The organism is Bacillus sp. hwrm1 (genome assembly GCF_040207805.1).
GTDB lineage: Bacteria > Bacillota > Bacilli > Bacillales > Bacillaceae > Bacillus > Bacillus velezensis.
In genome coordinates, this window is record NZ_CP157943.1 from 934,469 (window position 1) to 957,063 (window position 22,595).

General features: G+C 46.3%; 26 protein-coding genes. 14 read left to right on the top strand and 12 right to left on the bottom strand.

All coding sequences use genetic code 11. The annotated features are described in order from the left end of the window. The first annotated feature begins 43 nt into the window (after positions 1-43). Complete coding sequence (locus ABK447_RS04790) at positions 44-601, top strand: YufK family protein (RefSeq protein ID WP_007408662.1); 558 nt, start codon at positions 44-46, stop codon at positions 599-601. A 14-nt stretch (positions 602-615) separates the two neighbouring features. On the opposite strand, the gene ABK447_RS04795 is transcribed toward ABK447_RS04790, so the two are convergent. From ABK447_RS04795 to ABK447_RS04805, 3 genes are all read right to left on the bottom strand, one after another. Then, positions 616-1,029, bottom strand: a complete 414-nt coding sequence (locus ABK447_RS04795) for a thiol-disulfide oxidoreductase DCC family protein (protein ID WP_007408661.1) — start codon at positions 1,027-1,029, stop codon at positions 616-618. A 21-nt stretch (positions 1,030-1,050) separates the two neighbouring features. Beyond that, a complete protein-coding gene (locus tag ABK447_RS04800; RefSeq protein WP_012118304.1) occupies positions 1,051-2,925 on the bottom strand; it encodes a transglycosylase domain-containing protein in 1,875 nt (624 codons plus the stop codon). An 89-nt stretch (positions 2,926-3,014) separates the two neighbouring features. Then, positions 3,015-4,259, bottom strand: coding sequence for a multidrug efflux MFS transporter (locus ABK447_RS04805; RefSeq protein WP_205829091.1), 1,245 nt, complete (start codon positions 4,257-4,259; stop codon positions 3,015-3,017). Positions 4,260-4,410: 151 nt separating this feature from the next. Between ABK447_RS04805 and kapD the strand changes: the two genes are divergently transcribed. Continuing rightward, on the top strand, positions 4,411-5,028 hold the full coding sequence (kapD, locus tag ABK447_RS04810; RefSeq protein ID WP_025285184.1) for a 3'-5' exonuclease KapD: 618 nt from the start codon (positions 4,411-4,413) through the stop codon (positions 5,026-5,028). Positions 5,029-5,052: 24 nt separating this feature from the next. Here the strand turns inward: kapD and ABK447_RS04815 are convergent, their stop codons facing one another. The 3 genes from ABK447_RS04815 to ABK447_RS04825 all read right to left on the bottom strand — a co-directional run bounded on the left by ABK447_RS04815 (position 5,053) and on the right by ABK447_RS04825 (position 8,055). After that, the gene (locus ABK447_RS04815) at positions 5,053-5,439 is read right to left on the bottom strand and encodes a kinase-associated lipoprotein B (protein WP_015240473.1); all 387 of its coding nucleotides are present in this window, start codon (positions 5,437-5,439) and stop codon (positions 5,053-5,055) included. 34 nt (positions 5,440-5,473) lie between these two features. After that, positions 5,474-6,769: a HAMP domain-containing sensor histidine kinase gene (locus ABK447_RS04820; protein WP_100001582.1), complete on the bottom strand. Its 1,296-nt coding sequence runs from the start codon at positions 6,767-6,769 to the stop codon at positions 5,474-5,476. Positions 6,770-6,891: 122 nt separating this feature from the next. Then, the gene (locus ABK447_RS04825) at positions 6,892-8,055 is read right to left on the bottom strand and encodes a MalY/PatB family protein (RefSeq protein ID WP_100001580.1); all 1,164 of its coding nucleotides are present in this window, start codon (positions 8,053-8,055) and stop codon (positions 6,892-6,894) included. An 86-nt stretch (positions 8,056-8,141) separates the two neighbouring features. Between ABK447_RS04825 and ABK447_RS04830 the strand changes: the two genes are divergently transcribed. Then, positions 8,142-8,402 carry a DUF1871 family protein gene (locus ABK447_RS04830; protein WP_003152094.1) on the top strand — a complete coding sequence of 87 codons (261 nt, stop codon included), beginning with the start codon at positions 8,142-8,144 and terminating at the stop codon, positions 8,400-8,402. A gap of 24 nt (positions 8,403-8,426) precedes the next feature. On the opposite strand, the gene ABK447_RS04835 is transcribed toward ABK447_RS04830, so the two are convergent. Continuing rightward, positions 8,427-9,248 carry an alpha/beta fold hydrolase gene (locus ABK447_RS04835; RefSeq protein WP_007408654.1) on the bottom strand — a complete coding sequence of 274 codons (822 nt, stop codon included), beginning with the start codon at positions 9,246-9,248 and terminating at the stop codon, positions 8,427-8,429. A gap of 152 nt (positions 9,249-9,400) precedes the next feature. Here ABK447_RS04835 and ABK447_RS04840 point away from each other — a divergent pair, with 152 nt between their 5' ends. The 3 genes from ABK447_RS04840 to yugI all read left to right on the top strand — a co-directional run bounded on the left by ABK447_RS04840 (position 9,401) and on the right by yugI (position 11,660). Next, positions 9,401-9,901: an Lrp/AsnC family transcriptional regulator gene (locus tag ABK447_RS04840; protein WP_003152098.1), complete on the top strand. Its 501-nt coding sequence runs from the start codon at positions 9,401-9,403 to the stop codon at positions 9,899-9,901. After that, positions 9,902-11,071, top strand: a complete 1,170-nt coding sequence (locus tag ABK447_RS04845; protein WP_025285179.1) for an aminotransferase — start codon at positions 9,902-9,904, stop codon at positions 11,069-11,071. It abuts the gene before it with no gap. Between the two features lie 196 nt (positions 11,072-11,267). Next, positions 11,268-11,660, top strand: a complete 393-nt coding sequence (yugI, locus tag ABK447_RS04850) for a S1 domain-containing post-transcriptional regulator GSP13 (RefSeq protein ID WP_007408653.1) — start codon at positions 11,268-11,270, stop codon at positions 11,658-11,660. 47 nt (positions 11,661-11,707) lie between these two features. On the opposite strand, the gene ABK447_RS04855 is transcribed toward yugI, so the two are convergent. Then, positions 11,708-11,944: a DUF378 domain-containing protein gene (locus tag ABK447_RS04855; RefSeq protein ID WP_003152104.1), complete on the bottom strand. Its 237-nt coding sequence runs from the start codon at positions 11,942-11,944 to the stop codon at positions 11,708-11,710. 230 nt (positions 11,945-12,174) lie between these two features. On the opposite strand from ABK447_RS04855, the gene ABK447_RS04860 reads away from it, so the two are divergent. Next, a complete protein-coding gene (locus tag ABK447_RS04860) occupies positions 12,175-13,338 on the top strand; it encodes an iron-containing alcohol dehydrogenase (protein WP_025285178.1) in 1,164 nt (387 codons plus the stop codon). Positions 13,339-13,424: 86 nt separating this feature from the next. Next, positions 13,425-14,597, top strand: a complete 1,173-nt coding sequence (locus ABK447_RS04865) for an iron-containing alcohol dehydrogenase (RefSeq protein WP_007408651.1) — start codon at positions 13,425-13,427, stop codon at positions 14,595-14,597. Positions 14,598-14,890: 293 nt separating this feature from the next. Here the strand turns inward: ABK447_RS04865 and ycaC are convergent, their stop codons facing one another. Then, on the bottom strand, positions 14,891-15,535 hold the full coding sequence (gene ycaC, locus ABK447_RS04870) for an isochorismate family cysteine hydrolase YcaC (RefSeq protein WP_014418745.1): 645 nt from the start codon (positions 15,533-15,535) through the stop codon (positions 14,891-14,893). Positions 15,536-15,659: 124 nt separating this feature from the next. After that, positions 15,660-16,226 (bottom strand): NADPH-dependent FMN reductase, encoded by a 567-nt coding sequence (locus tag ABK447_RS04875; protein ID WP_094031245.1) that lies wholly within the window; start codon positions 16,224-16,226, stop codon positions 15,660-15,662. A 397-nt stretch (positions 16,227-16,623) separates the two neighbouring features. Here ABK447_RS04875 and ABK447_RS04880 point away from each other — a divergent pair, with 397 nt between their 5' ends. From ABK447_RS04880 to ABK447_RS04890, 3 genes are all read left to right on the top strand, one after another. Next, positions 16,624-17,976 (top strand): glucose-6-phosphate isomerase, encoded by a 1,353-nt coding sequence (locus tag ABK447_RS04880; RefSeq protein WP_007408647.1) that lies wholly within the window; start codon positions 16,624-16,626, stop codon positions 17,974-17,976. A 65-nt stretch (positions 17,977-18,041) separates the two neighbouring features. Continuing rightward, positions 18,042-18,395, top strand: a complete 354-nt coding sequence (locus ABK447_RS04885; RefSeq protein WP_225649648.1) for a transporter — start codon at positions 18,042-18,044, stop codon at positions 18,393-18,395. 22 nt (positions 18,396-18,417) lie between these two features. Then, on the top strand, positions 18,418-18,822 hold the full coding sequence (locus ABK447_RS04890; protein WP_100001578.1) for a YugN-like family protein: 405 nt from the start codon (positions 18,418-18,420) through the stop codon (positions 18,820-18,822). On the opposite strand, the gene ABK447_RS04895 is transcribed toward ABK447_RS04890, so the two are convergent. Both ABK447_RS04895 and ABK447_RS04900 read right to left on the bottom strand, forming a co-directional pair. Then, positions 18,819-19,805, bottom strand: a complete 987-nt coding sequence (locus ABK447_RS04895; protein ID WP_124935035.1) for a TrkA family potassium uptake protein — start codon at positions 19,803-19,805, stop codon at positions 18,819-18,821. The genes ABK447_RS04890 and ABK447_RS04895 overlap by 4 nt on opposite strands. Next, entirely contained in the window at positions 19,802-20,056 is a 255-nt protein-coding gene (locus ABK447_RS04900; RefSeq protein ID WP_015240464.1) for a hypothetical protein, read from the bottom strand. The genes ABK447_RS04895 and ABK447_RS04900 overlap by 4 nt, the downstream gene beginning before the upstream one ends. A 132-nt stretch (positions 20,057-20,188) precedes the next feature. Between ABK447_RS04900 and ABK447_RS04905 the strand changes: the two genes are divergently transcribed. From ABK447_RS04905 to ABK447_RS04915, 3 genes are read left to right on the top strand one after another with little or no spacing between them, the layout of a single operon-like run. After that, the gene (locus ABK447_RS04905; RefSeq protein WP_015418085.1) at positions 20,189-20,452 is read left to right on the top strand and encodes a hypothetical protein; all 264 of its coding nucleotides are present in this window, start codon (positions 20,189-20,191) and stop codon (positions 20,450-20,452) included. Positions 20,453-20,498: 46 nt separating this feature from the next. Then, positions 20,499-21,176: a zinc metallopeptidase gene (locus tag ABK447_RS04910; RefSeq protein WP_003152125.1), complete on the top strand. Its 678-nt coding sequence runs from the start codon at positions 20,499-20,501 to the stop codon at positions 21,174-21,176. A 42-nt stretch (positions 21,177-21,218) separates the two neighbouring features. After that, positions 21,219-22,508, top strand: a complete 1,290-nt coding sequence (locus ABK447_RS04915; RefSeq protein ID WP_003152126.1) for a hemolysin family protein — start codon at positions 21,219-21,221, stop codon at positions 22,506-22,508. The last annotated feature ends 87 nt before the right edge of the window (positions 22,509-22,595 follow it).

A 22,595-nucleotide genomic window follows, 5' to 3' on the forward strand; every position in this document is an offset into this window, starting at 1 on the left:
CCTCCATAATAAGTGAGGTAGATTACAGAAAGGGACTTTTTATATGAAAAATACTTATTGGACGGGTTATTTTCCGCTCGTTGCGATTCTGCTTTTTAGTTCGTCATTATCCATTTCTACCTCGCTTTATGTCATGAAGATACTTCAGACGCTCGGCATGTATCAGGGGATGCTGGATTATTTCTCTGAGAAAGGGATCAGACTGGCGCTTTTTGCAGCGTTCGCCCTTGTGTATTTTATGCTTTTTTCGGCTTTGAAGCTGATTGCAAACACAGTGACAGAGCTGTCTCTTTTGTTTTTCACAAATGACCCTGAAGGGGACAATCTGAAAAAAATCAGATTAGGCTCTTTAATTTATGTAGGCGGAGGAATTCTTTCCTTTGCGCTCGTGCAGAATGGTTTTTGGATTGCGGCGTTATTTGCCGTTGTTACGCTCGTTTATTTGATTTTCATGGTGTACAGAATCTATTCGACACTCTCGATCGTTTCGCTGATCGGTTTTATATTGCTTGAGATTCTGTTTTGGTTTACTTTTGTTATCGGTATTTTGTACATCTTTATCAAGCTTTATAATAGCATAATGGCTAGCTTACCTGTGTAAGCTAGCCATTTTTGTTAAGACAGAAATCTGTTTTTGATCTCAGGGGAGGGGAGCATGCATGCTTCCCTTTTTCCGAACCATTTGTAGCGGCGCCGGGCGATGAAAGAATAGGCTCTGTCCCTGAGGGGGCGGGGCACTGCGAAAAAAACCGCTGACAGCCGCCAGGCTCCGCGGAGATGACGGGAAACCTTTAACACGGCTGCGGATTTTTTGTATATCCGCCCGTTTTCGATAAAAATCATGCTGTCAAATTGTTCTGTCGGAAGTCCTTCTGATGCCAAAAGCTCCCGGGCGGTATCTGATTGCAATGAAGCAAATGAGATTTTGCCGGCCGGATCGCGTTTAATGATGAATTGAACGGCGCCGTTGCATAAGTTGCAGACGCCGTCAAACAAAAGTACGCGGTCCGGAAGCTGAGCTGGTTTCAAAGCGGATCCCCTCCGTTATCTTTAATAAGCTGCCTGCAGCGTGTTTTTCCAGATCGAAAGCTGAGGGCTTGCGTCATGAAGATATTCGACGCTTGACGGTGTATCCTTGCCGACCCATACCCCCATCGTATAAGCGTCCGTCAGGCCGACAAACCACATATCGTGATAGTCATTTGACGTTCCTGATTTTCCGCCGACGTACGGAGCTTTAAAGTTCGCTTTCTTTCCTGTACCGCTCTTGACGACGGCTTTCATCATTTCTTTGATCTGCATGTTGGTCCGCACGCTGAATACCTGCGTCGGCTCATCTTTCCATTTTAATATCGTTTTTCCTTTTAAATCAGTCACTTTTGTAATCGCGTGACTCGGCGTATAAACGCCGTTGTTGCCGAACGTGGTGTACGCATTGGTCATTTCAAGCGGCGTCATGCCGTTTGTAAAACCGCCAAGCGCCGCAGGCAGACGGTAATCCGCGCTGACCAGCTTCGCGAAATGAAACGGTTCAAGGTAGCTGAACGCCTTATTGACGCCGACGCGGTCCATGATTCTGATGGCCGGTGTGTTGTACGAGTATTTAAACGCCGTTTCCAGCGTGACCGTACCGTACGTGCGGTTATTGTAGTTTTGCGGACAGTAATCCGCACTGCAGAATTTGCTTGCGTCAATCTTGCTGTGTGGCGTTGCGCCGGTCTTTTCAATGTAAGGTCCGTAATCAAGCAGCGGCTTAATGGATGAACCGGGCTGTCTGTATGCCTGATAGGCACGGTTGAAATCATATTTGTGGTAATCTTTCCCGCCTGAAAGCGCGATAATCTGATGTGTCTGATGATTAATCACGGCCGCTCCGCCTTGGACGCCTGCATACGGCAGATTTTGATTCACTTGGGCGACGACCTGGTTTTGCATATACGGATTCAGCGCCGTATAAATCTTCACGCCGTCTTTTAACAATGTGCTGACTCTGTCTGAAAGCTCACTCTGTATTTTTTGTTTCGCCTTTCCGGAAGCTTTTTCAAGACGTTTGTCATAGCCTTCGGATGATGAAACAAGCTGTGTGAATTCATCATTTACATAGGAAACATAGTCAGGATATTTATTTGTTTTTTCGTTTATATCAAGCTTGATCTTTTCCTTTTCGGCTTTTTTCAGCTGTTTCCCGGATATAACGCCTGCTTTTTTTAATCCGTTAAGCAATCTGACTTGTCGTTTTTTCGTATAATCAAAATGCTTGAGAGGATCATATAATGTAGGGTTATTAGGGATGGCGCAGATAAAGGCCATTTCTCCCAAAGTGAGAGATTTCAGCGGCTTGCTGAAATAAAATTGTGCCGCCGAACCGACACCGTATACGCCGTTATTAAAATAAATCGTATTTAAGTAGCCTTCTAAAATCTCATCTTTGCTGTATTTTTTCTCAAGCTGATAGGAATAGGCCAGCTCCGTCAGTTTTCGGCTGAAGGTGCGTTCATGGCTTAAATACACATTCCTTGCCAGCTGCTGGGTGATGGTGCTGGCGCCCTGATCAATTTTATGATCTTTGAAATTGGAGGCGGCCGCCCTGACCATCCCCATAAAGTCAAACCCTTTATGCTCATAAAAATGACGGTCTTCAGAGGTTAAAAACAGTTGTTTTACCTCATTCGGTATTTTATTAAAGGGCACGATCACGCGGTTCTCATGATCGCTGACAATCTCAGAAACAAGGCTTCCGTCCCTGTCATACATGTAACTGTTTTGAACCAGGTTGATCGCTTTTAAATCAATATGTTTATCGAGCACCTGATCAAAAGGCTTGATTTGTTTTACCTCTTTGCCGGAAGCAATAACTGTAAATGCACACAACGGGATAATGCCGAGCAGCAAAATCCATCCGATTATTTTACGTACCATGGTCACTCTCTTTTCTCCTGATTTCTAGCCATATCGTATCATTCTTTTAAGAATACGAGAAGGTTAAATTTAGAAGAAATCGTGATCGCTGCCGGTCAGCCCGCATTTGACGCTGTATCCTTTTGCAGATGTCCCGCCATCCATAAGAGCCCCGCGCCTATTAAAAAGAGAAAGGCGGTGACGTAGAAAGCAGCCGAAATGGAAAAACCGCTCGAGACCGCACCTCCGAGCAGAGGGCCGAGCACATTTCCGAGAAAACGAAAGCTGACGTTATAGCCGAGCACCTCTCCCTGGATGCTGCCCGGCGCCCTGACGCGGATTGCGGCCGTAATGCAGGGGAGCGTGCCGCCCATGACCATGCCGAACAGAAATCTGAAGACTAACAGAATGGAGAGGGAGGAGGCGAGCGCCTGCGGAATGAAAAACACCGCTGAGGCAATCAAAAGCACGATTAAAATCCGGCTGTGGCCGAAGCGGTCGCCGAAGTCCCCCCATTTCCGGGCAAGCAATAAGCTTCCGAGTCCGGTCGCTGAAAACGCCATTCCGGAGAAAAAAGCTAAATTAACAGGTCCGTGCAGCTCATTGACATATAAAGCGAGCAGCGGCTGAATGCTGAAATTGCCGGTCTGCACGATCATAGTAAGCACCATCATCGCCCAAAGCGCGGGCTGGTGAAAAATATAGGAGAGCACCTGTTTTCTGGAATAGGTTTTCCGCTTGTTTTGTTTCTCGCCGAGCGGCTGCTCATTGACCTGAAATAAAACGAGAAGCACGGATGCGAAAATGACAAAAGACGTAATAAAAAATGTGTACGTAAACCCGAAGCTGTCAGCGAGCAGCCCGCCCAGCATCGGTCCGAATAAAGTGCCTGACACCTGACCCATCTGCAGCGTGCCGAGCGTCTTCCCGGCAGTCTCTTTCGGCGTCTGCGCCGAAATCATGGCAAGCGATGTCGGAACAAAGCCTGTTACTAGACCCATAAGCAGCCGCAGGACAAACAGCTGATAAACGGATGTCACAAACCCCATCAATAAAATGCTGACGGCAATGCCGGTTCCTGTAATCAAGAGAATTTTTTTGTAGCCGCGCTTATCGCCGAATCTGCCCCAAAACGGGGAAATCACAAACGCCATTAAAAACGTGACGCCGAACACATACCCGCTCCATCTCTGCACATACCCGCCCGAATGAGGGCTGATCGTTTCGATGTATAACGAAAGAAACGGAACAATCATGGTCATGCTGGCGGAAATAAAGAAATTTGTAATCCAAATGACGACGAAGTTCTTCTTACGGACAGAAATAACATCACCTTCTTTACTTTTCGCGTATCTAATCATTAGTATATAGGAATGAATCCGGTATTTGTATTTTCGATGCGGATATAGGAAAATTCATTATTTTTAGAAAATGAAGAAAGTTTCAGAGGGGAAACTGATATACTATCATAAAATATCATTTTTGATCGGAGGAAAGGCAGGTGTAAAAAAAGTGGATCAGCGCAGTCTGCTCATTATTGATTTTGAATTTACAATGCCTGACGGAAAATACAGCCCGCAAAATTTCTTTCCCGAGATTATTGAAGCGGGGATTGTCAAGACGGTGAATGATGAAGTGACTGAAACGTTTTCGAGTTATATCAAACCGAAAAAATTTCCGAAGCTGACGAAACGATGCAAAACCTTTCTGAATATCACCCAAAAAGACGTGGACGGCGGAATCACGTTTAATGAATTCATCCGCAAATTAAATGAGCTTGATCCTGATAAAAACTGTACGATCGTCACCTGGGGCAATATGGATATGAAAGTGTTAAAGCAAAATTGCATGTTTAACCACATCCCTTTTCCGTTCAAAGGAGAACTTCGGGATCTGTCCCTTGAATACAAAAACTTCTTCGGCGACAGAACATTGACCGGCCTTTGGAAAGCGGCAGAAGAGTATGGCGATAAAGGGACGGGCACGCATCATAAAGCGCTGGATGATGCGCTGACGACATACAAATTATTCAAGCTTGTCGAGCGGGATAAACAATATCTTGAAAAACCGAAACCTCCGACGATCGGTGATCGCGTCGATCTGACTGAACTGTTTCGCCGGGCCACATAAAAAAACCCAATCATGCCGACTGGGTCAAGTTCTTTTAAAATAGTCACGCTCTAACGCGGCCAAGTTGTCGAGCGAACGTTCCGCCCATTCTGAGCCGTCCGCTGTAAGCTGATCTTTCAGCCGGGCAGACGCCGCTTGTAAAGAAGCCGTATAATCAGGCACCTCGCCATCAAACGGTTTGACCATCTGATGCGGTATGTTTGTCTGTTCCCCGAATGCAAGCGCTCTTCTTTCATGAAAAAACGGAACATCCGCCTGCTTCGGATGATGAAGATCTCCTTGAGCGGGATGCGTCAGAACGGCTTTAATTTTCACTAAATAGTGATTGGGCCTGACGTCTGTCACTTCCCCTATGTATGCTCCTGTTTTATAAAACCCTTTTACGATTGTGCCGATTTCAAACGTATTCATAGCGTTCACCTCTCTCTAGTTATTCTATAAAAGATCAACGCGGTTGGCTAGTGAACAGCGCCGGAAGCCTGACTGAGGCCGTTGTGCCCGAGTGCTCGCCGCTGGTGAAACAGACGGAGCCTTCATGATGCTGAATAATCGAGAATGTCACGGTAAGCCCGAGCCCGGTGCCGTTCGTTTTCAGCGTATAATATGGCTTGCCGAGTTTCTGCAGTTCTTCATCGGACATGCCGATTCCGTTATCCGTAATCTGAATGAGAATTATCTCTTCCTGTTTTTGGACGGAGACCTCGATTCGGCCGTTTTCAGAGGGCACAGCTTCAATACTGTTTTTAATCAGATTAATGAAGGCCTGTTTCAGTTTTTTTACATCGCCGAACACATATAAATCAGGCTCGCTTTGAACAGTCACGGTCACCGATTTAAAATTGGCATAAGACTCCATTAAGGAACCTGTTTCCTTTACGAGCAGAGAAATATCAAACTTTTCTTTTTCATAGTCATCCTGCTTCGCCATATCGAGATAATTCGTAATGATCGTCTGAGCCCGGTCGAGTTCGGACAGCACAAGTTTCTGATATCCGGAGTGGGATTTGTCCTGAAGCTGCTCGCCGCTGAACAGCAGCTGCACAAAACCTCTGACGACCGTAAGCGGATTGCGGACTTCATGGGCGACGCTTGCCGCAAGCTCGCTGACGACGGCCATTTTTTCTGAGTGAATCAGCCTTGCCCGCATGGACGCATTCTCATCAATGATCTCAATCAAATAAATGCACAGCAAAAGGGCGCTGACTTGAAAAAAAACAGATACTGCCGCCTCATAATAAACGGAAGATGGATTTTGAAAATTGAAAATATTGGTCGCGGAATAGATGAAGACAGATGCGGTTAATAAGGCGGTTTCAGTGCAGCCGATGAGAAGAGCGAAAAGCAGTTTCTTCCGCTTTGAAAAAAAAGGCCATTTCGTTTGGAGCTGGATAGGGATGATGATTAAAAAAGGAATTAAGGATAAGAAAAAAAGAGCGGAAGGTTCAAACCATATGAGCTGAAAAAAAACGGATGCCGCCCCTGCGGCAAGTCCTGCGGCGGTACCGGAATAAAGCAGGCAGACGATAATGGGAATCAGCTGCAAACCGTAACGGACGGAATGAAGCTCCTGGATGGGAAAAGCCGTACATAATAAGGAAGATGACGCTGCAAATACGGCGACCAGCAGGCGGTTCGCTCTCGGCACAAGCAAATCGGGCTTGCTGAGCCAGAAGACTTGATAAAGAAAAATAGGGAATAAAATAAAAGAGAAGTGAAGCAGGTAATCCTTTACAATCTCCATTTATGCGAAATCCTTTCCTATGTAAATATGAATCTATTATAACATCTTTACCGGAAAAAAAAGTATATATTTCTCTAAAGCGAACGCCCTTATCTCATCTGATAAAGGCGTTCTTTCCGCTGCTAAGCGAGCGCTGCTTTCATTCTCTCAAGCCCTTCTTTTACGGCGGCGGCTGAACAGCCGACATTAAGTCTCATAAATCCTTCGCCGCCCGGTCCGTATTTTGTTCCCGGCTCTAATATGATTTTCCCTTTTTTGAGCATTCTTTCTTTGAGCTCGGCATCCGAAAATCCGTATTCGCTGAAATCCATCCAGATCAAATAGGAAGCGTCAGGCTTCATCATGCGGACTTTCGGCAATTCTTTTCTTAAAAAGTCCTCAGCCAATTTCATATTCCCTTCAATGTAAGGAATCAGCGCGTCAAGCCAAGGGCCTCCCTTTGTATAGGCCGCTTCGATTGCTGCAACCGCAAATGTGTTGAGGCTGGAAATTCCGTTCTGATGCAATGCGGCGGAGAATTTCGCCCGCTTATACCGATCGGGAATGATAATGGCGGATGCCTGAATCCCGGCAATATTAAACGTCTTGCTCGGCGCGACACAAGTAACGGAAATCCGCGCAAACTCCTCAGACAGAGAAGCGAAAGTCGTATGCGGCTTTCCGTACAGCATCAAGTCGGAATGTATCTCGTCAGAAACGACGGTGACGTTATGGGCGGCGCACAGCGATCCGAGCTTCATAAGCTCATCCCGGCTCCACGCTCTGCCGGACGGATTGTGGGGATTACAAAGAATCATCAGCTTGACCTCAGAATCGTTCAGCTTTTTCTCAAGATCCTCAAAATCCATACAGTAGACGCCGTTTTCTTCCCGTAACGGGTTATGTAAAACCTGCCGTTTGTTTTCCTTGATCATCTGATAAAAAGGCGTATACACTGGTGATTGAATCAACACCGGATCGCCCGGTTCGGTAAAGGCTTGTACGGCCATGCTGATTGCCGTGACAACACCGGGACTGAACGCGATGTTTGCGGGATCGGGCCGGTAGCCGTGCCGCGTCTCAAGCCATGAAGCGACGGCTTCTCTTGTGTTTTCGTCAGGAGACGTGTAACCGAATATACCGTGGTCAAGGCGGGCTTTTAAGGCGTCAGTGACCGCTTCGGGAGCGCGGAAATCCATATCGGCAACCCACATCGGAAGCGCATCCGATACGCCGAATAACGCTTCCGCCTTGTCCCATTTCACCGATTGTGTGCCAAGACGGTTTTCTCGAAGATCAAAGTTCATGTATGTCACTCCTGTAGTATCATTATTTTGCACAGCGTATCTATGATAAAATAGAATTGCAAACTTTATTATAAGCGGTGATGAAAATGGAAGAAAGCCAAGCGGTCATGGAAATGATGAAAATCATTGCCAAGTGGGACCCGTTTAAATATGGAGAAGATTTTTATGAGACAGAAGCCGTCGACATCGTTCAGGCCGTCTACAGTGAAGACCGTGCCGACAAGCTGGCAGCAGCCATTCAGGATATCTTTGAAGCTTCATTTGAGCAAAAGCTTCCGATCGAAGGCTGCCAAAAGGCCGCCGAGCAGCTTCTGTTCATAAAAGAAAGCAGCTCCTGCACCCCTTAAAAACCGGCGGTTTCGCCGGTTTTTTTATTGAATAAATTCAAAAATCCGCTCCGAAACAAACTCCGGGCGCTCTTCAGGTACGAGGTGCCCCGTATCCTTGAGTGAATACAGAATGGAATCCGGCAGGTCGTCATGAAGCCGTTTTCCGACTGAGACCGGAACGACACGGTCTTCTTCTCCCCAGATTAAAAGAGCGGGGTTTTGCACTTTCTTCAAATCCTCGGGCTCTAAATCGCCCTCCCTGTGTCTGATAAACCTTGTCATCGCTTTGAAAATCTGGCGGTCTGTAAATGGTTTTTCGTAACCGTCAATCATTTCCTGATCGATAAGCGTCCGGTCGTGAACGACATTTAACAGGTTGTTCAGCACGCCGTCTTTTGAAAGCCAATACTTAAGATACAGGTCAAAACAAGGGAGATGCGTCCCGAATATAATCGACGGGTGCGAGCGCTTTAAATACCCCGAGCTGCACAGCAGGACGATTTTAGAAAAAAGCTCGGGTCTGAGAAGAGACGCGGATAAGGAAATCTGGCCGCCCATTGAATGGCCGATGAGTGCGGCCCGGCTGATACCGAGCTTTTCCAGAAGTCCGATCAGAAGCTTGGCGAGGTTTGCGTAAGTATATACGAAAGTCCGTGACTTTTCCGATTGCCCGAAAGGAGGCAGGTCAACGGCGATAATATCATAATGGTTTCTGAGCAGCGGGATCAGTTTTCTGAAGCTGAATGCCGAAGATAAAAAACCGTGTACGCAGACGAGTGTCTGTCTGCCGGGATTTTCATAATGCTCGTAATACAGCTCAACTCCGTCTATCGCGGCCCGTTTAATCGGTGAAACAGCTTCCATGAGAGCCTTCGCCGTCCTTTCTTTGTTGTAATGTAAAGGCTTTTTTGATTGTCAGATTTTAGCTCTGGTTTCTTTCGGGTTTTTCTTAGCATTTGTCGAAAATCGTGATATAATGTCATGAAGATTTTTGATAATGCAAAGGTGTGAAACGTATGAAGCTGACCGAAAAAGAAACAGAAATATTAGAAATTTTAGACGAAAACAGCCGCGTTGATGCGGAAACGATTGCGAAAATGGCAAACATTCCCGCTGAAGAAGTCAAAAGCATCATTGAAAAGCTTGAAAAGGAAAAAGTCATCATTGATTATGCGGCGATGATCGACTGGCGCAAAGTCGACGGTTTGGAAGGCGTCACGGCGATGATTGACGTAAAAGTCACTCCGAAACGAAATGTCGGCTTTGATGAAGTCGCTGAGCGGATATACAGATTCCAGGAAGTTGAATCAGTGTACCTGATGTCAGGGGTGTATGACTTATCTGTCGTTATTCGCGGCAACACGATGTCAGACGTGGCAAGCTTCGTGTCTGAAAAATTGTCCACCCTTGAGTCTGTCGTTTCCACGACAACGCACTTCATCCTGAAAAAATATAAGCATGACGGCAAAGTCTTTGAAAGCGGAGACGATGACAAAAGAATCGTGGTGTCTCCGTAAATGGAAACGAAGACTTCTTATTTATCTGACTACGTGCAGCAGATTAAACCGTCAGGCATCCGCAAGTTCTTTGATCTGGCCGCTACGATGGAAGGCGTCATTTCACTGGGAGTGGGAGAGCCTGACTTTGTGACGGCCTGGAACGTGAGGGAAGCGAGTATTCTTTCTTTAGAACAGGGTTATACGGCTTATACGGCAAATGCGGGTCTTTATGAACTGAGAGAAGAAATCAGCCGCTACTTAGATCAGCGGTTCGGCCTGAGTTATTCACCTGACAGTGAACTGATCGTTACTGTAGGGGCAAGCCAGGCGCTTGATCTCGCTGTCCGCGCCATTATGAATCCTGGAGAGGAAATGTTAATTCCCGAACCGTGTTTTGTCGCATATGAATCACTCGTGACCTTGACGGGGGCGAAGCCGGTGCCGATTCAGACTGTCGCTGCAAAAGGTTTCAAAGCATCAGCCGCCGATTTTGAAGCGGCCCTGACGGACAAAACAAAAGCGCTGCTTCTATGCTCGCCGTCAAATCCGACAGGTTCCGTCTATTCGAAAGAAGAGCTTGAATCCATCGCTGCTTTCGCTGAAAAACACGACTTGATCGTGCTTGCCGATGAAATTTATGCCGAGCTGACGTATGATGAGCCATTCACGAGCATGGGGGCCATCCGCGGCATGAAGGAACGCACGGTTCTCATTTCCGGCTTCTCCAAAGCATTTGCCATGACGGGATGGAGACTCGGATTTACGGCGGCGCCTCCCGTGATCAGGGATGCGATGCTCAAAATTCATCAGCACGCGATGATGTGCGCGCCTTCCATGGCTCAGTACGCGGCGCTTGAAGGGCTGAAAAACGGCCAGGAAGACGTCGAAAGAATGAAGAAAAGCTATCGGAGACGCCGAAACCTGATTGTGGAGACATTGAACGAAATCGGACTCGGCTGCCACCACCCCGGCGGAGCATTTTACGCCTTTCCTTCCATTCAGTCGACCGGTATGAGTTCAGAAGAATTCGCGGAACAGCTGCTCATTGAAGAAAAAGTAGCCGTCGTTCCGGGGAATGTATTCGGCCCGAGCGGCGAAGGCTACATCAGATGTTCCTATGCGACATCCATTGAGCAGATTCAGGAAGCGCTCGTCAGAATTAAACGGTTTGTTGAAAAAAGGGCATAAAAAAAGATACGAACCCGGTTCGCATCCAAATAAAAGGGGGGAATACTAGAAAGCCTTCGTAATCATAGTATACCCCCCTTTATCTGTGCCTAAACATGATCATGTAAAAAAGTTCTCTTTGCGAAAAACAAACTTGTATGATATAATTTTAAATTGCGTATAATCTGTATTTAATTTAACTTAGGAGTTGTTATGAATGGCAGCAAAATTTGAAGTGGGCAGTGTTTACACTGGTAAAGTAACAGGATTACAAGCGTATGGTGCGTTTGTTGCATTAGATGAAGAAACTCAAGGACTTGTTCACATTTCTGAAGTCACTCACGGTTTCGTAAAAGACATTAACGAACACCTTTCTATCGGTGACGAAGTACAAGTAAAAGTACTTGCGGTTGACGAAGAAAAAGGAAAAATCAGCCTTTCTATCCGTGCGACTCAAGCGGCGCCTGAAAGAAAAGAAAGCAAACCAAGAAAACCGAAAGCGGCTCAAGCTTCTGAAGAAACATCTGCTCCGCAAGGTTTCAACACATTGAAAGATAAGCTTGAAGAGTGGATCGAACAGTCCAACCGCAAAGACCTTATCAAAAAATAATCATTAAAAAAAGCACCGGATATGTATGTTCGGTGCTTTTTTTATGTTTATCTGACTTCCGGATTTGCCGCTTCCTCGCGGGATGTTTCTTCGTTCGGCTTAAACAGCAGGCCGAGATTGATCAGACCGGCGATGCCGACAAGGCCGTAAATAATCCGCGACAGAGCTGATCCTTGGCCGCCGAAGATGGCTGCTACTAAATCAAATTGGAAAAACCCGATCAGTCCCCAGTTAATAGCGCCGATAATCGTTAATACGAGACAGATACGCTGAATAACACTCATGTAAACAACCTCCTCTATGAATTCGTGAAACAGTTATAGATTGTGACAAAGCAAAGAATCTATGCATACTACATTCTCCGCCGTGTAAATCACACACTGTCTCAGGCTGTATAAGTGCCTTTCCCGGGAATTCGATGTCTGTAAACCATGTGATGCGCCGTCAAAAAAGCGGATTGCTTTACATTGAACGTCATCTTTCTGCATAATATAAATCCAAAGGAGGAGATGTCATGCAAAACTTTACATATTGGAATCCGACCAAATTGATTTTCGGAAAGGGAGAGGTTGAAAAACTTCCTGAAGAAATCAAACCGTACGGAAAAAACGTGCTGCTCGTATACGGAGGAGGCAGCATTAAGCGCAGCGGTCTTTATGATCAAGTAACCGAACTGCTGAAAAAAGCGGAAGTTACCGTACATGAATTGGCAGGCGTAGAGCCGAATCCGCGTGTCTCAACGGTGAACAAAGGTGTTGCGCTCTGTAAAGAAAACAGCATCGATTTCTTATTGGCCGTTGGCGGCGGAAGTGTCATTGACTGCACGAAAGCCATCGCGGCGGGCGCTAAATATGACGGCGACGCGTGGGATATCGTCACGAAAAAACACCAGCCGAAAGAAGCGCTGCCTTTCGGAACAGTGCTGACACTTGCGGCAACCGGTTCAGAGATGAACTCCGGATCAGTCATCACAAACTGGGAGACACAAGAGAAATACGGATGGGGGAGCCCGCTCGTTTACCCTAAATTCTCTATTCTCGATCCGGTAAACACATTTACCGTTCCGAAAGACCACACCATTTACGGCATGGTCGATATGATGAGCCATGTGTTTGAACAATATTTCCACCACACGCCAAACACGCCGTATCAGGACCGGATGTGTGAATCGCTTCTGCGCACGGTGATTGAAACAGCGCCGAAACTGATCAATGATCTGGAGAACTATGAGCTTCGTGAGACGATTTTATATACAGGCACGATCGCATTAAACGGAATGCTGTCAATGGGCGCAAGAGGGGATTGGGCCACACACAACATCGAGCATGCGGTATCAGCGGTTTACGATATACCGCACGCCGGAGGTTTAGCGATTCTGTTCCCGAACTGGATGAGACATGTGCTCAAAGAAAATCCGGCCCGCTTTAAACAGCTTGCCGTCCGTGTCTTCGATATTGACGAGACAGGCAAATCAGATGAAGAGATCGCACTTGAAGGAATCAGCAGGCTGTCTGATTTCTGGACGAGCCTCGGCGCTCCGAACAGACTCGCTGATTATGATATTTCTGATGAGAAGCTTGATACGATTGCAGATAAAGCGATGGCAAACGGAGCATTCGGACAGTTCAAGTCACTGCAGAAAGAAGACGTGCTTGCGATACTGAAAGCATCATTGTAATAACATAAAGGGGGCGGCCGGATTGGCAGCTCCTTTTTTTCTGTGTTATAGTAATTCCCTTACGATTTTTTTGGAGGTTATGATAAATGGAGAACTTTACGTACTACAATCCGACGAAACTGATTTTCGGAAAAGGTCAAATCGACCAATTGAAAAAAGAGCTGAAGCAATACGGGAAAAACGTGCTGCTTGTATACGGAGGCGGCAGCATTAAGCGAAACGGCCTGTATGACCAAGTAACAGGCATCTTAAAAGAAGAAGGCGCAACCGTTCATGAGCTTGCGGGCGTTGAACCGAACCCGCGTCTGGAAACGGTAAATAAAGGAATTGAGCTGTGCAGAAAGCATGAGATTGATTTCCTTCTCGCAGTCGGCGGCGGAAGTGTCATCGACTGTACAAAAGCGATTGCGGCCGGTGCGAAATATGACGGCGACGCATGGGACATTTACAGCAAAAAAGTAACGGCGCAGGACGCGCTCCCGTTCGGCACGGTGCTGACGCTTGCGGCGACAGGCTCTGAAATGAACCCTGATTCCGTTATCACAAATTGGGAAACAAACGAAAAATTCGTATGGGGCAGCAATGTCACTCATCCGCGTTTCTCCATTTTAGATCCTGAGAATACTTTCAGCGTTCCGGAAAACCAAACCGTATACGGCATGGTGGATATGATGAGCCACGTATTTGAACAATACTTCCACAATGTTGAAAACACGCCGCTTCAGGACAGAATGTGTTTTGCGGTCCTTCAGACGGTAATTGAAACAGCGCCGAAACTTTTGGAAGACCTTGAGAACTATAAGCATCGTGAAACGATTTTATACGCGGGTACGATCGCATTAAACGGCACGCTGCAAATGGGCTATTTCGGCGATTGGGCTTCCCATACGATGGAGCACGCCGTATCAGCGGTTTATGACATCCCTCACGCGGGAGGACTTGCGATTCTGTTCCCGAACTGGATGAGATACACGCTGGATACAAATGTAGACCGTTTTAAAAACCTGATGCTCAACATGTTTGACATTGATACTGAAGGCAAAACGGATAAAGAAATTGCGCTTGAAGGGATCGATAAATTGTCCGCGTTCTGGACAAGCCTCGGCGCACCGTCCCGCCTTGCGGATTATGACATCGGTGAAGACAAGCTTGAGCTGATCGCAGACATCGCCGCAAAAGAAATGGAATACGGCGGATTCGGCAATTTCCAAAAACTGAACAAAGATGACGTACTTGCCATCTTAAAGGCGTCACTGTAAGATACATTCCCGGCCGGGGTGAAGATGAAATAGATTTTCAAGCTGCAGATGTAACCGTTTTGGGAGTCCCTCTTTCCAGATTTTCTATTAGTGCATCAAGAGCAAGTGAAACACCCCTTGCCATGAGACAACTATGGAAATCTCACATGATGCGGATTTGACTCCCTGTTTCTGTGCATTTAGCAGAAAAGGATCAATTAACTTTGCGATTGCCGATCTTCTATTTACACAAAATCTAAATCATGAAGAGCCGCGAATTTAAAAAAGGGGCGCTGATTCAATCAGCGCTCCTTTTATGCATTTTGTGTACTAAGGTCCCGCTGCGCCCCCATATAGCTTCCCATTAAGTTTTGATAACCGGGAAGATGACTGGAGATTAATGCGCCAAAACCTTCAACGTCGTTGCGCCAATCACGTTGTAACTCGCATGCTACGCTGAACCAGTTCATAAGCTGCGCGCCGCCATGAGCCATACGCGTTAATGATGCATCTGCTACTTGCTTATTAAACGTCCCCGAAGCATCTGTCACAACAAACACTTCGTAGCCTGCTTTAATGGCAGAAAGCGCAGGAAAAGCGACGCAGACGTCTGTTACCACCCCCGCGATAATCAGCTGTTTTTTGCCAGTCGCCTCAATGGCTTTAACAAAGTCTTCATTGTCCCATGCATTAATTTGTCCGGGACGGGCTATTTTTGGCGCATCAGGAAAGAGATCAACGAGTTCTTGCATGAGCGGTCCGTTGGGTCCGTTTTCAAAGCTAGTTGTTAAAATAACCGGTAAATCAAAGAATTTAGCCGTATCACCGAGAGCCAATACATTGTTTTTAAATTCATCAACGCCATAGTCACGCACGAGACCGGAAATAAGGCCGGTTTGATGGTCAACTAAAAGCACGGCAGCATCATCTTTTGAAAGACGGGAATAAAGATCAGACATTTTATCATCCTCCTTGAATTAAGGCAAGTAAGTTTGTGAATTGAAAACGGTAAATCTATTCATATGCTGTATAGATAGAAAGTTATTTCTGAGGTGACTTTTCGTGAGGGGGATGATCCTTCAATTAATCTGGAACGGGAACCGGAGCATGATCAATCCAATGGATGAACTGTTGTAAATAGCGTTGAAGATAACGTTTTGTTTGTTCATCCGTCAGTATGTTTTGAGCGGAATCAATTTTCTCATGGACTTGCGAAATCAGCATTTTTTGAAATGGCAAAACATTGACTTGCATAGCTTCGAGTACTTCCCTCATTTGCGTTTGACCAAAGGCAGTGCCGAACCCTCCGGGGGTTGCTCCGATTAAGCCAACCGGTTTTCTGTTTAAAACAGAAGAGGTCCGCGGTCTCGATGCCCAGTCCAATGCATTTTTTAATACCCCCGGAATTCCGGAATTGTACTCTGGACTTACAATGATGACGCCGTCAACGTCTTGTATATCAGCTCTAAAGGATGTTACGGAGTCTGGTGCTCCGGCAATTCCTAAATCTTCGTTAAAAAAAGGAAGACTGTCTATTTCGATCCAACGAAATTGAGCCGCATTATCGAAGTCAATCAGTGATTGAGCAATTGCTCGATTATACGAGTTTTTTCGTAAACTTCCACAAATAAGACCAATGGTTTTAGTCATAAAATCACCTCCCGGTTTAAAATTATTTTCATCTTAACATGATAATCCAAATATAGACACTATTTTTAAAATTGGACATTTATGCCTTAATATTCCTTCGTGGCAGCCTCTCAAGAGGAGTACTATATAAAAAGAACCGGCCCATCGGGATTGGCGATGGATGTCATCCTGCTCCAAAGTAAAGGTGATACGTTCCTGGATCACCAACATTCGATTCGTTATCCCTCCCACGATTATTACAAATATAACCATATCGAATCCGGGATATTGTATAAAAAATGAATGCATTTTTAGCGCAAATCCCATATTCATCATGCCTTCTTCATGACTTGATTTAGCGGGTGAGTTCATATAAAGTGAAAGAGAAAACAATTCACCGTGATGGAGGGACAAGCAAATGACGCATGTACGCTTTGATTACTCAAGAGCGTTACCTTTTTTCAATGAACATGAACTTACATACGCACGTGATTTCGTAAAAACGGCACACCATAATATCCATGAAAAAACAGGCGCCGGAAGCGACTTTTTAGGATGGGTGGACCTCCCTGAAAACTACGATAAAGAAGAATTCGCGCGCATTAAAAAAAGCGCTGAAAAAATCAAATCAGATTCAGACGTGCTTCTCGTCGTGGGTATCGGCGGTTCATACTTAGGCGCCCGCGCGGCGATTGAAGCGCTCAATCATTCTTTCTATAACGTTCTGCCGAAAGACAAGCGCAAAAACCCTCAAGTTATCTTTATCGGCAACAATATCAGCTCAACTTATATGAAAGATGTTATGGATCTTTTGGAAGACGCTGATTTCTCTATCAATGTCATTTCTAAATCAGGCACGACGACGGAACCTGCAATCGCTTTCCGGATTTTCCGCAAACTTCTTGAAGAAAAATACGGAAAAGAAGAAGCGAAAGCGCGGATTTACGCGACGACAGATAAAGAGCGCGGCGCTTTAAAAACGCTTTCTAATGAAGAAGGCTTCGAATCATTCGTTATTCCTGATGATGTCGGCGGACGTTTCTCCGTTCTGACTGCGGTAGGTCTTCTGCCGATTGCGGTAAGCGGGGCTGATATCGATGAAATGATGAAAGGCGCTCTTGATGCAAGCAAAGACTTTTCCAGCTCGGAATTAGAAGAGAACGCGGCTTACCAATACGCCGTCGTCCGCAACGTTCTGTATAATAAAGGCAGAACCATTGAAATGCTTATCAACTATGAGCCTGCGCTGCAATACTTTGCGGAATGGTGGAAGCAGCTCTTCGGCGAAAGTGAAGGAAAAGATGAAAAAGGCATCTATCCTTCTTCCGCTAACTTCTCAACAGACCTTCACTCTCTCGGTCAATACGTGCAGGAAGGCAGACGCGATCTGTTTGAAACTGTATTAAACGTTGAAAAACCGAAGCATGAGCTGACAATTGAAGAAGCGGAAAATGATCTCGACGGCTTAAATTACTTAGCCGGCAAAACGGTCGATTTCGTCAACAAAAAAGCGTTCGAAGGCACGATGCTTGCCCATACAGACGGAAAAGTGCCGAACTTAATTGTCAATATTCCAGAGCTTAATGCATATACATTTGGATATCTCGTCTATTTCTTTGAAAAAGCGGTGGCGATGAGCGGTTATCTGCTCGGAGTCAACCCGTTTGATCAGCCGGGTGTTGAAGCCTATAAGGTGAATATGTTCGCGCTTCTCGGCAAACCGGGCTTTGAAGAGAAAAAAGCAGAGCTTGAAAAACGCCTTGAAAAATAAAAAGAAGGGCTGGCCCTCAGCATGACGGGTCAGCCTTTTTTAAACCGTGAAAGGTGTGATGATGAATGATACGACTCTTATGTAAGCATGCCGTCATTTCCGTCTGTTCCGCCGCTATTGTCTATTCGGCACTAAAACTGTCTCCTGAATCCCTCTTACAAACCATCCTGTTTTTCGCTTTCCCTCTCGGCTTGTTTACGGACATGGTCCGGCAAAAACTGAAGATTGGCCGGATGCAGTCGCTGATCACGAAGTGCTGTCTCTATGCCGCCGTTTTCTATATTTCAACGGAAGCCGTTCTCTCTGCAATTGTGACGTATGTTCTGATTGAATGCGCCGTTACCTCTTTCCGGCGTCTGTCTGCCGCTCCCGATTCTTCCCGGGCGCCGTATGAAGATGCCGCAGAGCGGGGACGCTAAAGACAAAAAGGAGCATATGCACATGATCAGCATACCATCTACACTTGAGGGGCAATCGTTTTTACTCCGCGAACTGGAACAGGTGCTGAAACCGATCGGTTATACCATCGGAGGCGGCTGGGAGTATGACCGCGGGTTCTTTGATTACAAAATTTCCGATCAGGACGGCTACTTATTTCTCCGCATCCCTGTTGAAGCAAATAAGGGACACCTGGATGAACGGGGGGCCGCCGTTACAATCGGCACACCCTTTTTGCTGAGGCACGTCTATCAGGAGGAAACGGATGATCACGCAAGCGGCGGTGTTTTTGAGTCATTATTCACCCAATTCTCCGAGCCGAAACGGCGGGATGCGGCAATTGACCGCTCATATACAGATATCGGCATCTCGCTTGTGAAAGAGCTGGAAGACGTCCTGCTGCATTAAAGAGCCAAAAACAGATCAGTATCGAGCACCTGGTATGACAGGGGAGGGGTCAGCATCGGCCCCTCTTCTTTTTGTATGCCGATGATCGTGGTATTCCGTTTGAGATAATAGAGCGCACAGTCATGATAAGATGAGCCCTTTAATTCCTCGGGGACGGGAATGATGCGCACCTTTTTCTCCAGCGTCAGATCTGACAGCGTTTGCGGTTTGGCAAGCTGCAGCTTGACCCGGTAATGCTCAAACATCACCCGGCTCGACAGGCGTGATGTGCACAGAATCTTATTGGCTCCTGCGCGCTCGGCGTTTTTGACATACCGTTCCGTTAAAATTTCCACGATACAATAAACGGACGGATGCAGCCCTTTGATGGCGAGAAGCGTTAATACCGACAGCATATCAGCTTCGGATTCATTTTTCTGCTGGTCTGCTGTCAAAATGACGGTATCGGCTTCCGTAATATTCGCCTTATTGAGCGTACTGTCATCAGCGGCATGTCCGCGGATGAAATGGACGTTTTCAATAAGCGGCCCTTCCCTTAATGAATCATCAATCAGGACGACAGTTTTTGACGGCGCGATGTGCTGCAGTTCTTTCAGCAGCATATGCGACTTCTCATTCCATCCGATAAGAATGACGTGCCCCTTGCCTTTAAAGGCGACCTTCCCTTCGACATAGCGGTGCTGTTTGCTGAACACGGCTGAAGAAAGCGTGGCGAAATAGGCGGTCACAAAACTCGCTCCGCTTAATACAAGCACCATGCCGGCAATCTGCCCGAGCGGTGTCTGGGGAACGTAATCGCCGTAGCCGACTGTGGCCACCGTAATAACCGCCCACCAAACCCCTTCAAACACAGACGTGAATTGCTTCGGCTCAAGCATGTAAATGAGTTGGCCGAACAATAAAATCAAAGCGATAATGATCAGTCCGATCCGAACATATAACGGCCATCTCAGCCAGCAAATAAAAATACGGTTTGATTTCATTCGTCCGCCTCTTCTTTCGTCAGAGAGATGGATAAAATCTGCTTAATAATGGTGTTTAGTTTTTCGTCCAGCTGTTCCTGGCCGTATGAGTTACGCGCATGTCTGATTAAATCGGCCGTCTCATCTTCAAACTGTATGAGAGGTTCGTCGTTTTCCGCCTCATTATAGAGCTGGATAAAGGCGTCAAGCCCCTCGTTCATTCTGTCTATCGCATTGCTCAGCTGTTCTTTCTCGCCATTTGTCACTTTCATGTCGATCACACCTGTATCTTTTTTTATACAGTATGTCCCAGTTCGTTTGATGTCTTTCAAAAATCGCCGAAAACATATTCACCCTCATTTTTTCATATGATAAAGAAAGCGGACCGAAAAAGGGTGAGTCAAATGACAGTCATTCAAAAACTGCTGGCGGCGCTGGCCGGAGCGCAGCTGCTCGCTTCGGCGGCCGTATTGCTTATTTTCGATTTGAATGGATACAATCATATGTCCGGCGGATTTTCATGGCTTGTTTTTGCAAAAGAGACCGCAGGCACGTTTCCGTTTTACATCGGATTGGCCGGGTGTATCCTCATCATGCTCGGAGGATTGATTCCTGTCAGAAAAAAGAAGCGGATTTCTGTACAGGAAAGCGGACAATCATTAAAATAATATATAAGCAGATCGTACGATATAAGAGAAAAAGGAAGAGGATAATATGCTGTTTATCTTTTTAACAATTGCTGCATTGGGATTGTCGTTTTGGGCACAATTTAAAGTGAAAAGCAATTTTCAGAAATACTCAGACGTAGAAGCTTCCAGTCAGCGGACGGGGGCGGAAACGGCAAGACGGATTCTTGATATTAACGGTTTATATGATGTGCCGGTAGAACCGGTAAGAGGCACTTTAACAGACCATTACGACCCGACGGAGCGGGTGGTGCGTTTATCTGAGCCGGTATATTACGGCCGCTCCATTTCCGCCATTTCCGTCGCTTCCCATGAAGTCGGACATGCTTTGCAGCATCAGGAATCATACGGCGCGCTTGTGCTGAGGCACAAAATTTTTCCGGTCGTCAATTTTGCCTCCGGGGTTGCCCCTCTGCTTTTCTTGGGCGGGATGCTCCTGGGCAGCTTGAACTTAATCGGACTCGGCATTATTTTGTTTTCGGCCGCTGTTTTTTTCCAGCTTGTCACACTGCCTGTCGAGTTTAATGCCAGCGCGAGGGCGAAGCGGATTATCGTGTCGGAAGGATTCATTCGCAACAGTGAAGAACACGGCGTGAATAAAGTGCTGAACGCCGCCGCGCTGACGTATGTGGCTGCGGCGCTCGTTTCATTATTCGAGCTGCTTCGTTTTGTGATGATTTTCTTAAATGGTCGTGATGAGAATTAACACGAAGGAGGTGGCCCCTTACCGTTTGCGGTAGGGGTTTTTTTGCTTATATTAAAACTGATTCTCATTATGCTGTTAATCGGATTAACGGCCATCTTTGTCGCTGCGGAATTTGCGATTGTCAAAATCCGCGGTTCAAAAATTGCGGAGCTGGTTGAAACCGGAGACAGCCGGGCGCTCGCGGCGCACAGGGTGATTTCAAATCTCGATGAATATTTATCAGCGTGCCAGCTCGGCATTACGATTACGGCGCTCGGACTCGGCTGGCTCGGTGAACCGACGATTCAGCGGCTTCTTCATCCTGTTTTCAGCCTGATCGGAATGCCGTCATCCATTACGCACGTCGTCACGTTTATTGCGGCGTTTATCGCCGTCACGTATCTGCACGTTGTTATCGGAGAGCTTGCGCCGAAAACGATATCCATTCAAAAAGCCGAAGCCGTCAGTCTGTGGACGGCGAAACCGCTCATTCTGTTTTATAAAGTGATGTATCCGTTTATTAAGCTGTTAAACGGTTCAGCCGGATTTTTGGTCAAGCTGTTCGGTTTTCATTCGGTGAAAGAACATGAGGTCGTGGTCAGTGAAGAAGAATTGCGGCTGATTTTGTCTGAAAGCTATAAAAAAGGTCAAATCAATCAATCTGAATTCCGTTACGTCAATAAAATATTTGAATTCGATAACCGGGTCGCCAGAGAAATCATGGTGCCGCGCACCGAAATCGCCGTCATCTCGCTTGAACAGTCAGTTGATGAAGCCATACATTTGATCATCAACGAACGGTATACGCGATATCCGGTTATTAAGGAAGACAAAGATCACATTCTCGGCATTATTAACAATAAGGATTTATTTAAGGCGTATTTTCTCGGCCGCTCCATTGAATTAAAAGAAATTATGCGTCCGGTCATCAGAGTCATTGAAAGCATCCCCGTTCAGGAGCTTTTGATCCGCATGCAGAAGGAGCGGATTCATATGGCGATTCTCGTTGACGAATACGGCGGCACGGCGGGACTTGTGACCGTCGAAGACATATTGGAGGAAATCGTCGGGGAAATCCGTGATGAATATGACCAGGATGAAATGCCCCACATCGTCAAAAAAGGCGAACACCACTATGTGATGGACGGCAAGGCGCTCATAGAAGAGGTGAATGATCTCCTTGATATCGCCATCGAAAATGAAGACATTGACACGATTGCCGGCTGGCTCTTAACACAAAAAATGGAGCTGAAAAATGGTGATGTGTTTCATGCCGAAGGGTGTGAATTTAAGGTGCTGGAAGCGGAAGACCATCATATCCGCTTCGTTGAAATTAAAAAAACTGATTTCTGAGCCTCCTGCTTTTGCAATGAGGCTTTTTTTATGGAAAAAATGCTTCTTCGTCCCGCTCCTTCATATGCTGTAAAGAAAGGAGTGTCG

What these genes read in the sequence shown, in the direction of transcription:
- ABK447_RS04790 (WP_007408662.1), top strand. Translation starts at nt 44, where the DNA reads ATGAAAAATACTTATTGGACGGGTTATTTTCCGCTCGTTGCGATTCTG.
- ABK447_RS04805 (WP_205829091.1), bottom strand. Translation starts at nt 4,259, where the DNA reads ATGATTAGATACGCGAAAAGTAAAGAAGGTGATGTTATTTCTGTCCGT.
- ABK447_RS04815 (WP_015240473.1), bottom strand. Translation starts at nt 5,439, where the DNA reads ATGAATACGTTTGAAATCGGCACAATCGTAAAAGGGTTTTATAAAACA.
- ABK447_RS04820 (WP_100001582.1), bottom strand. Translation starts at nt 6,769, where the DNA reads ATGGAGATTGTAAAGGATTACCTGCTTCACTTCTCTTTTATTTTATTC.
- ABK447_RS04825 (WP_100001580.1), bottom strand. Translation starts at nt 8,055, where the DNA reads ATGAACTTTGATCTTCGAGAAAACCGTCTTGGCACACAATCGGTGAAA.
- ABK447_RS04830 (WP_003152094.1), top strand. Translation starts at nt 8,142, where the DNA reads ATGGAAGAAAGCCAAGCGGTCATGGAAATGATGAAAATCATTGCCAAG.
- ABK447_RS04835 (WP_007408654.1), bottom strand. Translation starts at nt 9,248, where the DNA reads ATGGAAGCTGTTTCACCGATTAAACGGGCCGCGATAGACGGAGTTGAG.
- ABK447_RS04840 (WP_003152098.1), top strand. Translation starts at nt 9,401, where the DNA reads ATGAAGCTGACCGAAAAAGAAACAGAAATATTAGAAATTTTAGACGAA.
- ABK447_RS04845 (WP_025285179.1), top strand. Translation starts at nt 9,902, where the DNA reads ATGGAAACGAAGACTTCTTATTTATCTGACTACGTGCAGCAGATTAAA.
- yugI (WP_007408653.1), top strand. Translation starts at nt 11,268, where the DNA reads ATGGCAGCAAAATTTGAAGTGGGCAGTGTTTACACTGGTAAAGTAACA.
- ABK447_RS04855 (WP_003152104.1), bottom strand. Translation starts at nt 11,944, where the DNA reads ATGAGTGTTATTCAGCGTATCTGTCTCGTATTAACGATTATCGGCGCT.
- ABK447_RS04860 (WP_025285178.1), top strand. Translation starts at nt 12,175, where the DNA reads ATGCAAAACTTTACATATTGGAATCCGACCAAATTGATTTTCGGAAAG.
- ABK447_RS04865 (WP_007408651.1), top strand. Translation starts at nt 13,425, where the DNA reads ATGGAGAACTTTACGTACTACAATCCGACGAAACTGATTTTCGGAAAA.
- ycaC (WP_014418745.1), bottom strand. Translation starts at nt 15,535, where the DNA reads ATGTCTGATCTTTATTCCCGTCTTTCAAAAGATGATGCTGCCGTGCTT.
- ABK447_RS04875 (WP_094031245.1), bottom strand. Translation starts at nt 16,226, where the DNA reads ATGACTAAAACCATTGGTCTTATTTGTGGAAGTTTACGAAAAAACTCG.
- ABK447_RS04880 (WP_007408647.1), top strand. Translation starts at nt 16,624, where the DNA reads ATGACGCATGTACGCTTTGATTACTCAAGAGCGTTACCTTTTTTCAAT.
- ABK447_RS04885 (WP_225649648.1), top strand. Translation starts at nt 18,042, where the DNA reads ATGATACGACTCTTATGTAAGCATGCCGTCATTTCCGTCTGTTCCGCC.
- ABK447_RS04890 (WP_100001578.1), top strand. Translation starts at nt 18,418, where the DNA reads ATGATCAGCATACCATCTACACTTGAGGGGCAATCGTTTTTACTCCGC.
- ABK447_RS04895 (WP_124935035.1), bottom strand. Translation starts at nt 19,805, where the DNA reads ATGAAATCAAACCGTATTTTTATTTGCTGGCTGAGATGGCCGTTATAT.
- ABK447_RS04900 (WP_015240464.1), bottom strand. Translation starts at nt 20,056, where the DNA reads ATGAAAGTGACAAATGGCGAGAAAGAACAGCTGAGCAATGCGATAGAC.
- ABK447_RS04905 (WP_015418085.1), top strand. Translation starts at nt 20,189, where the DNA reads ATGACAGTCATTCAAAAACTGCTGGCGGCGCTGGCCGGAGCGCAGCTG.
- ABK447_RS04910 (WP_003152125.1), top strand. Translation starts at nt 20,499, where the DNA reads ATGCTGTTTATCTTTTTAACAATTGCTGCATTGGGATTGTCGTTTTGG.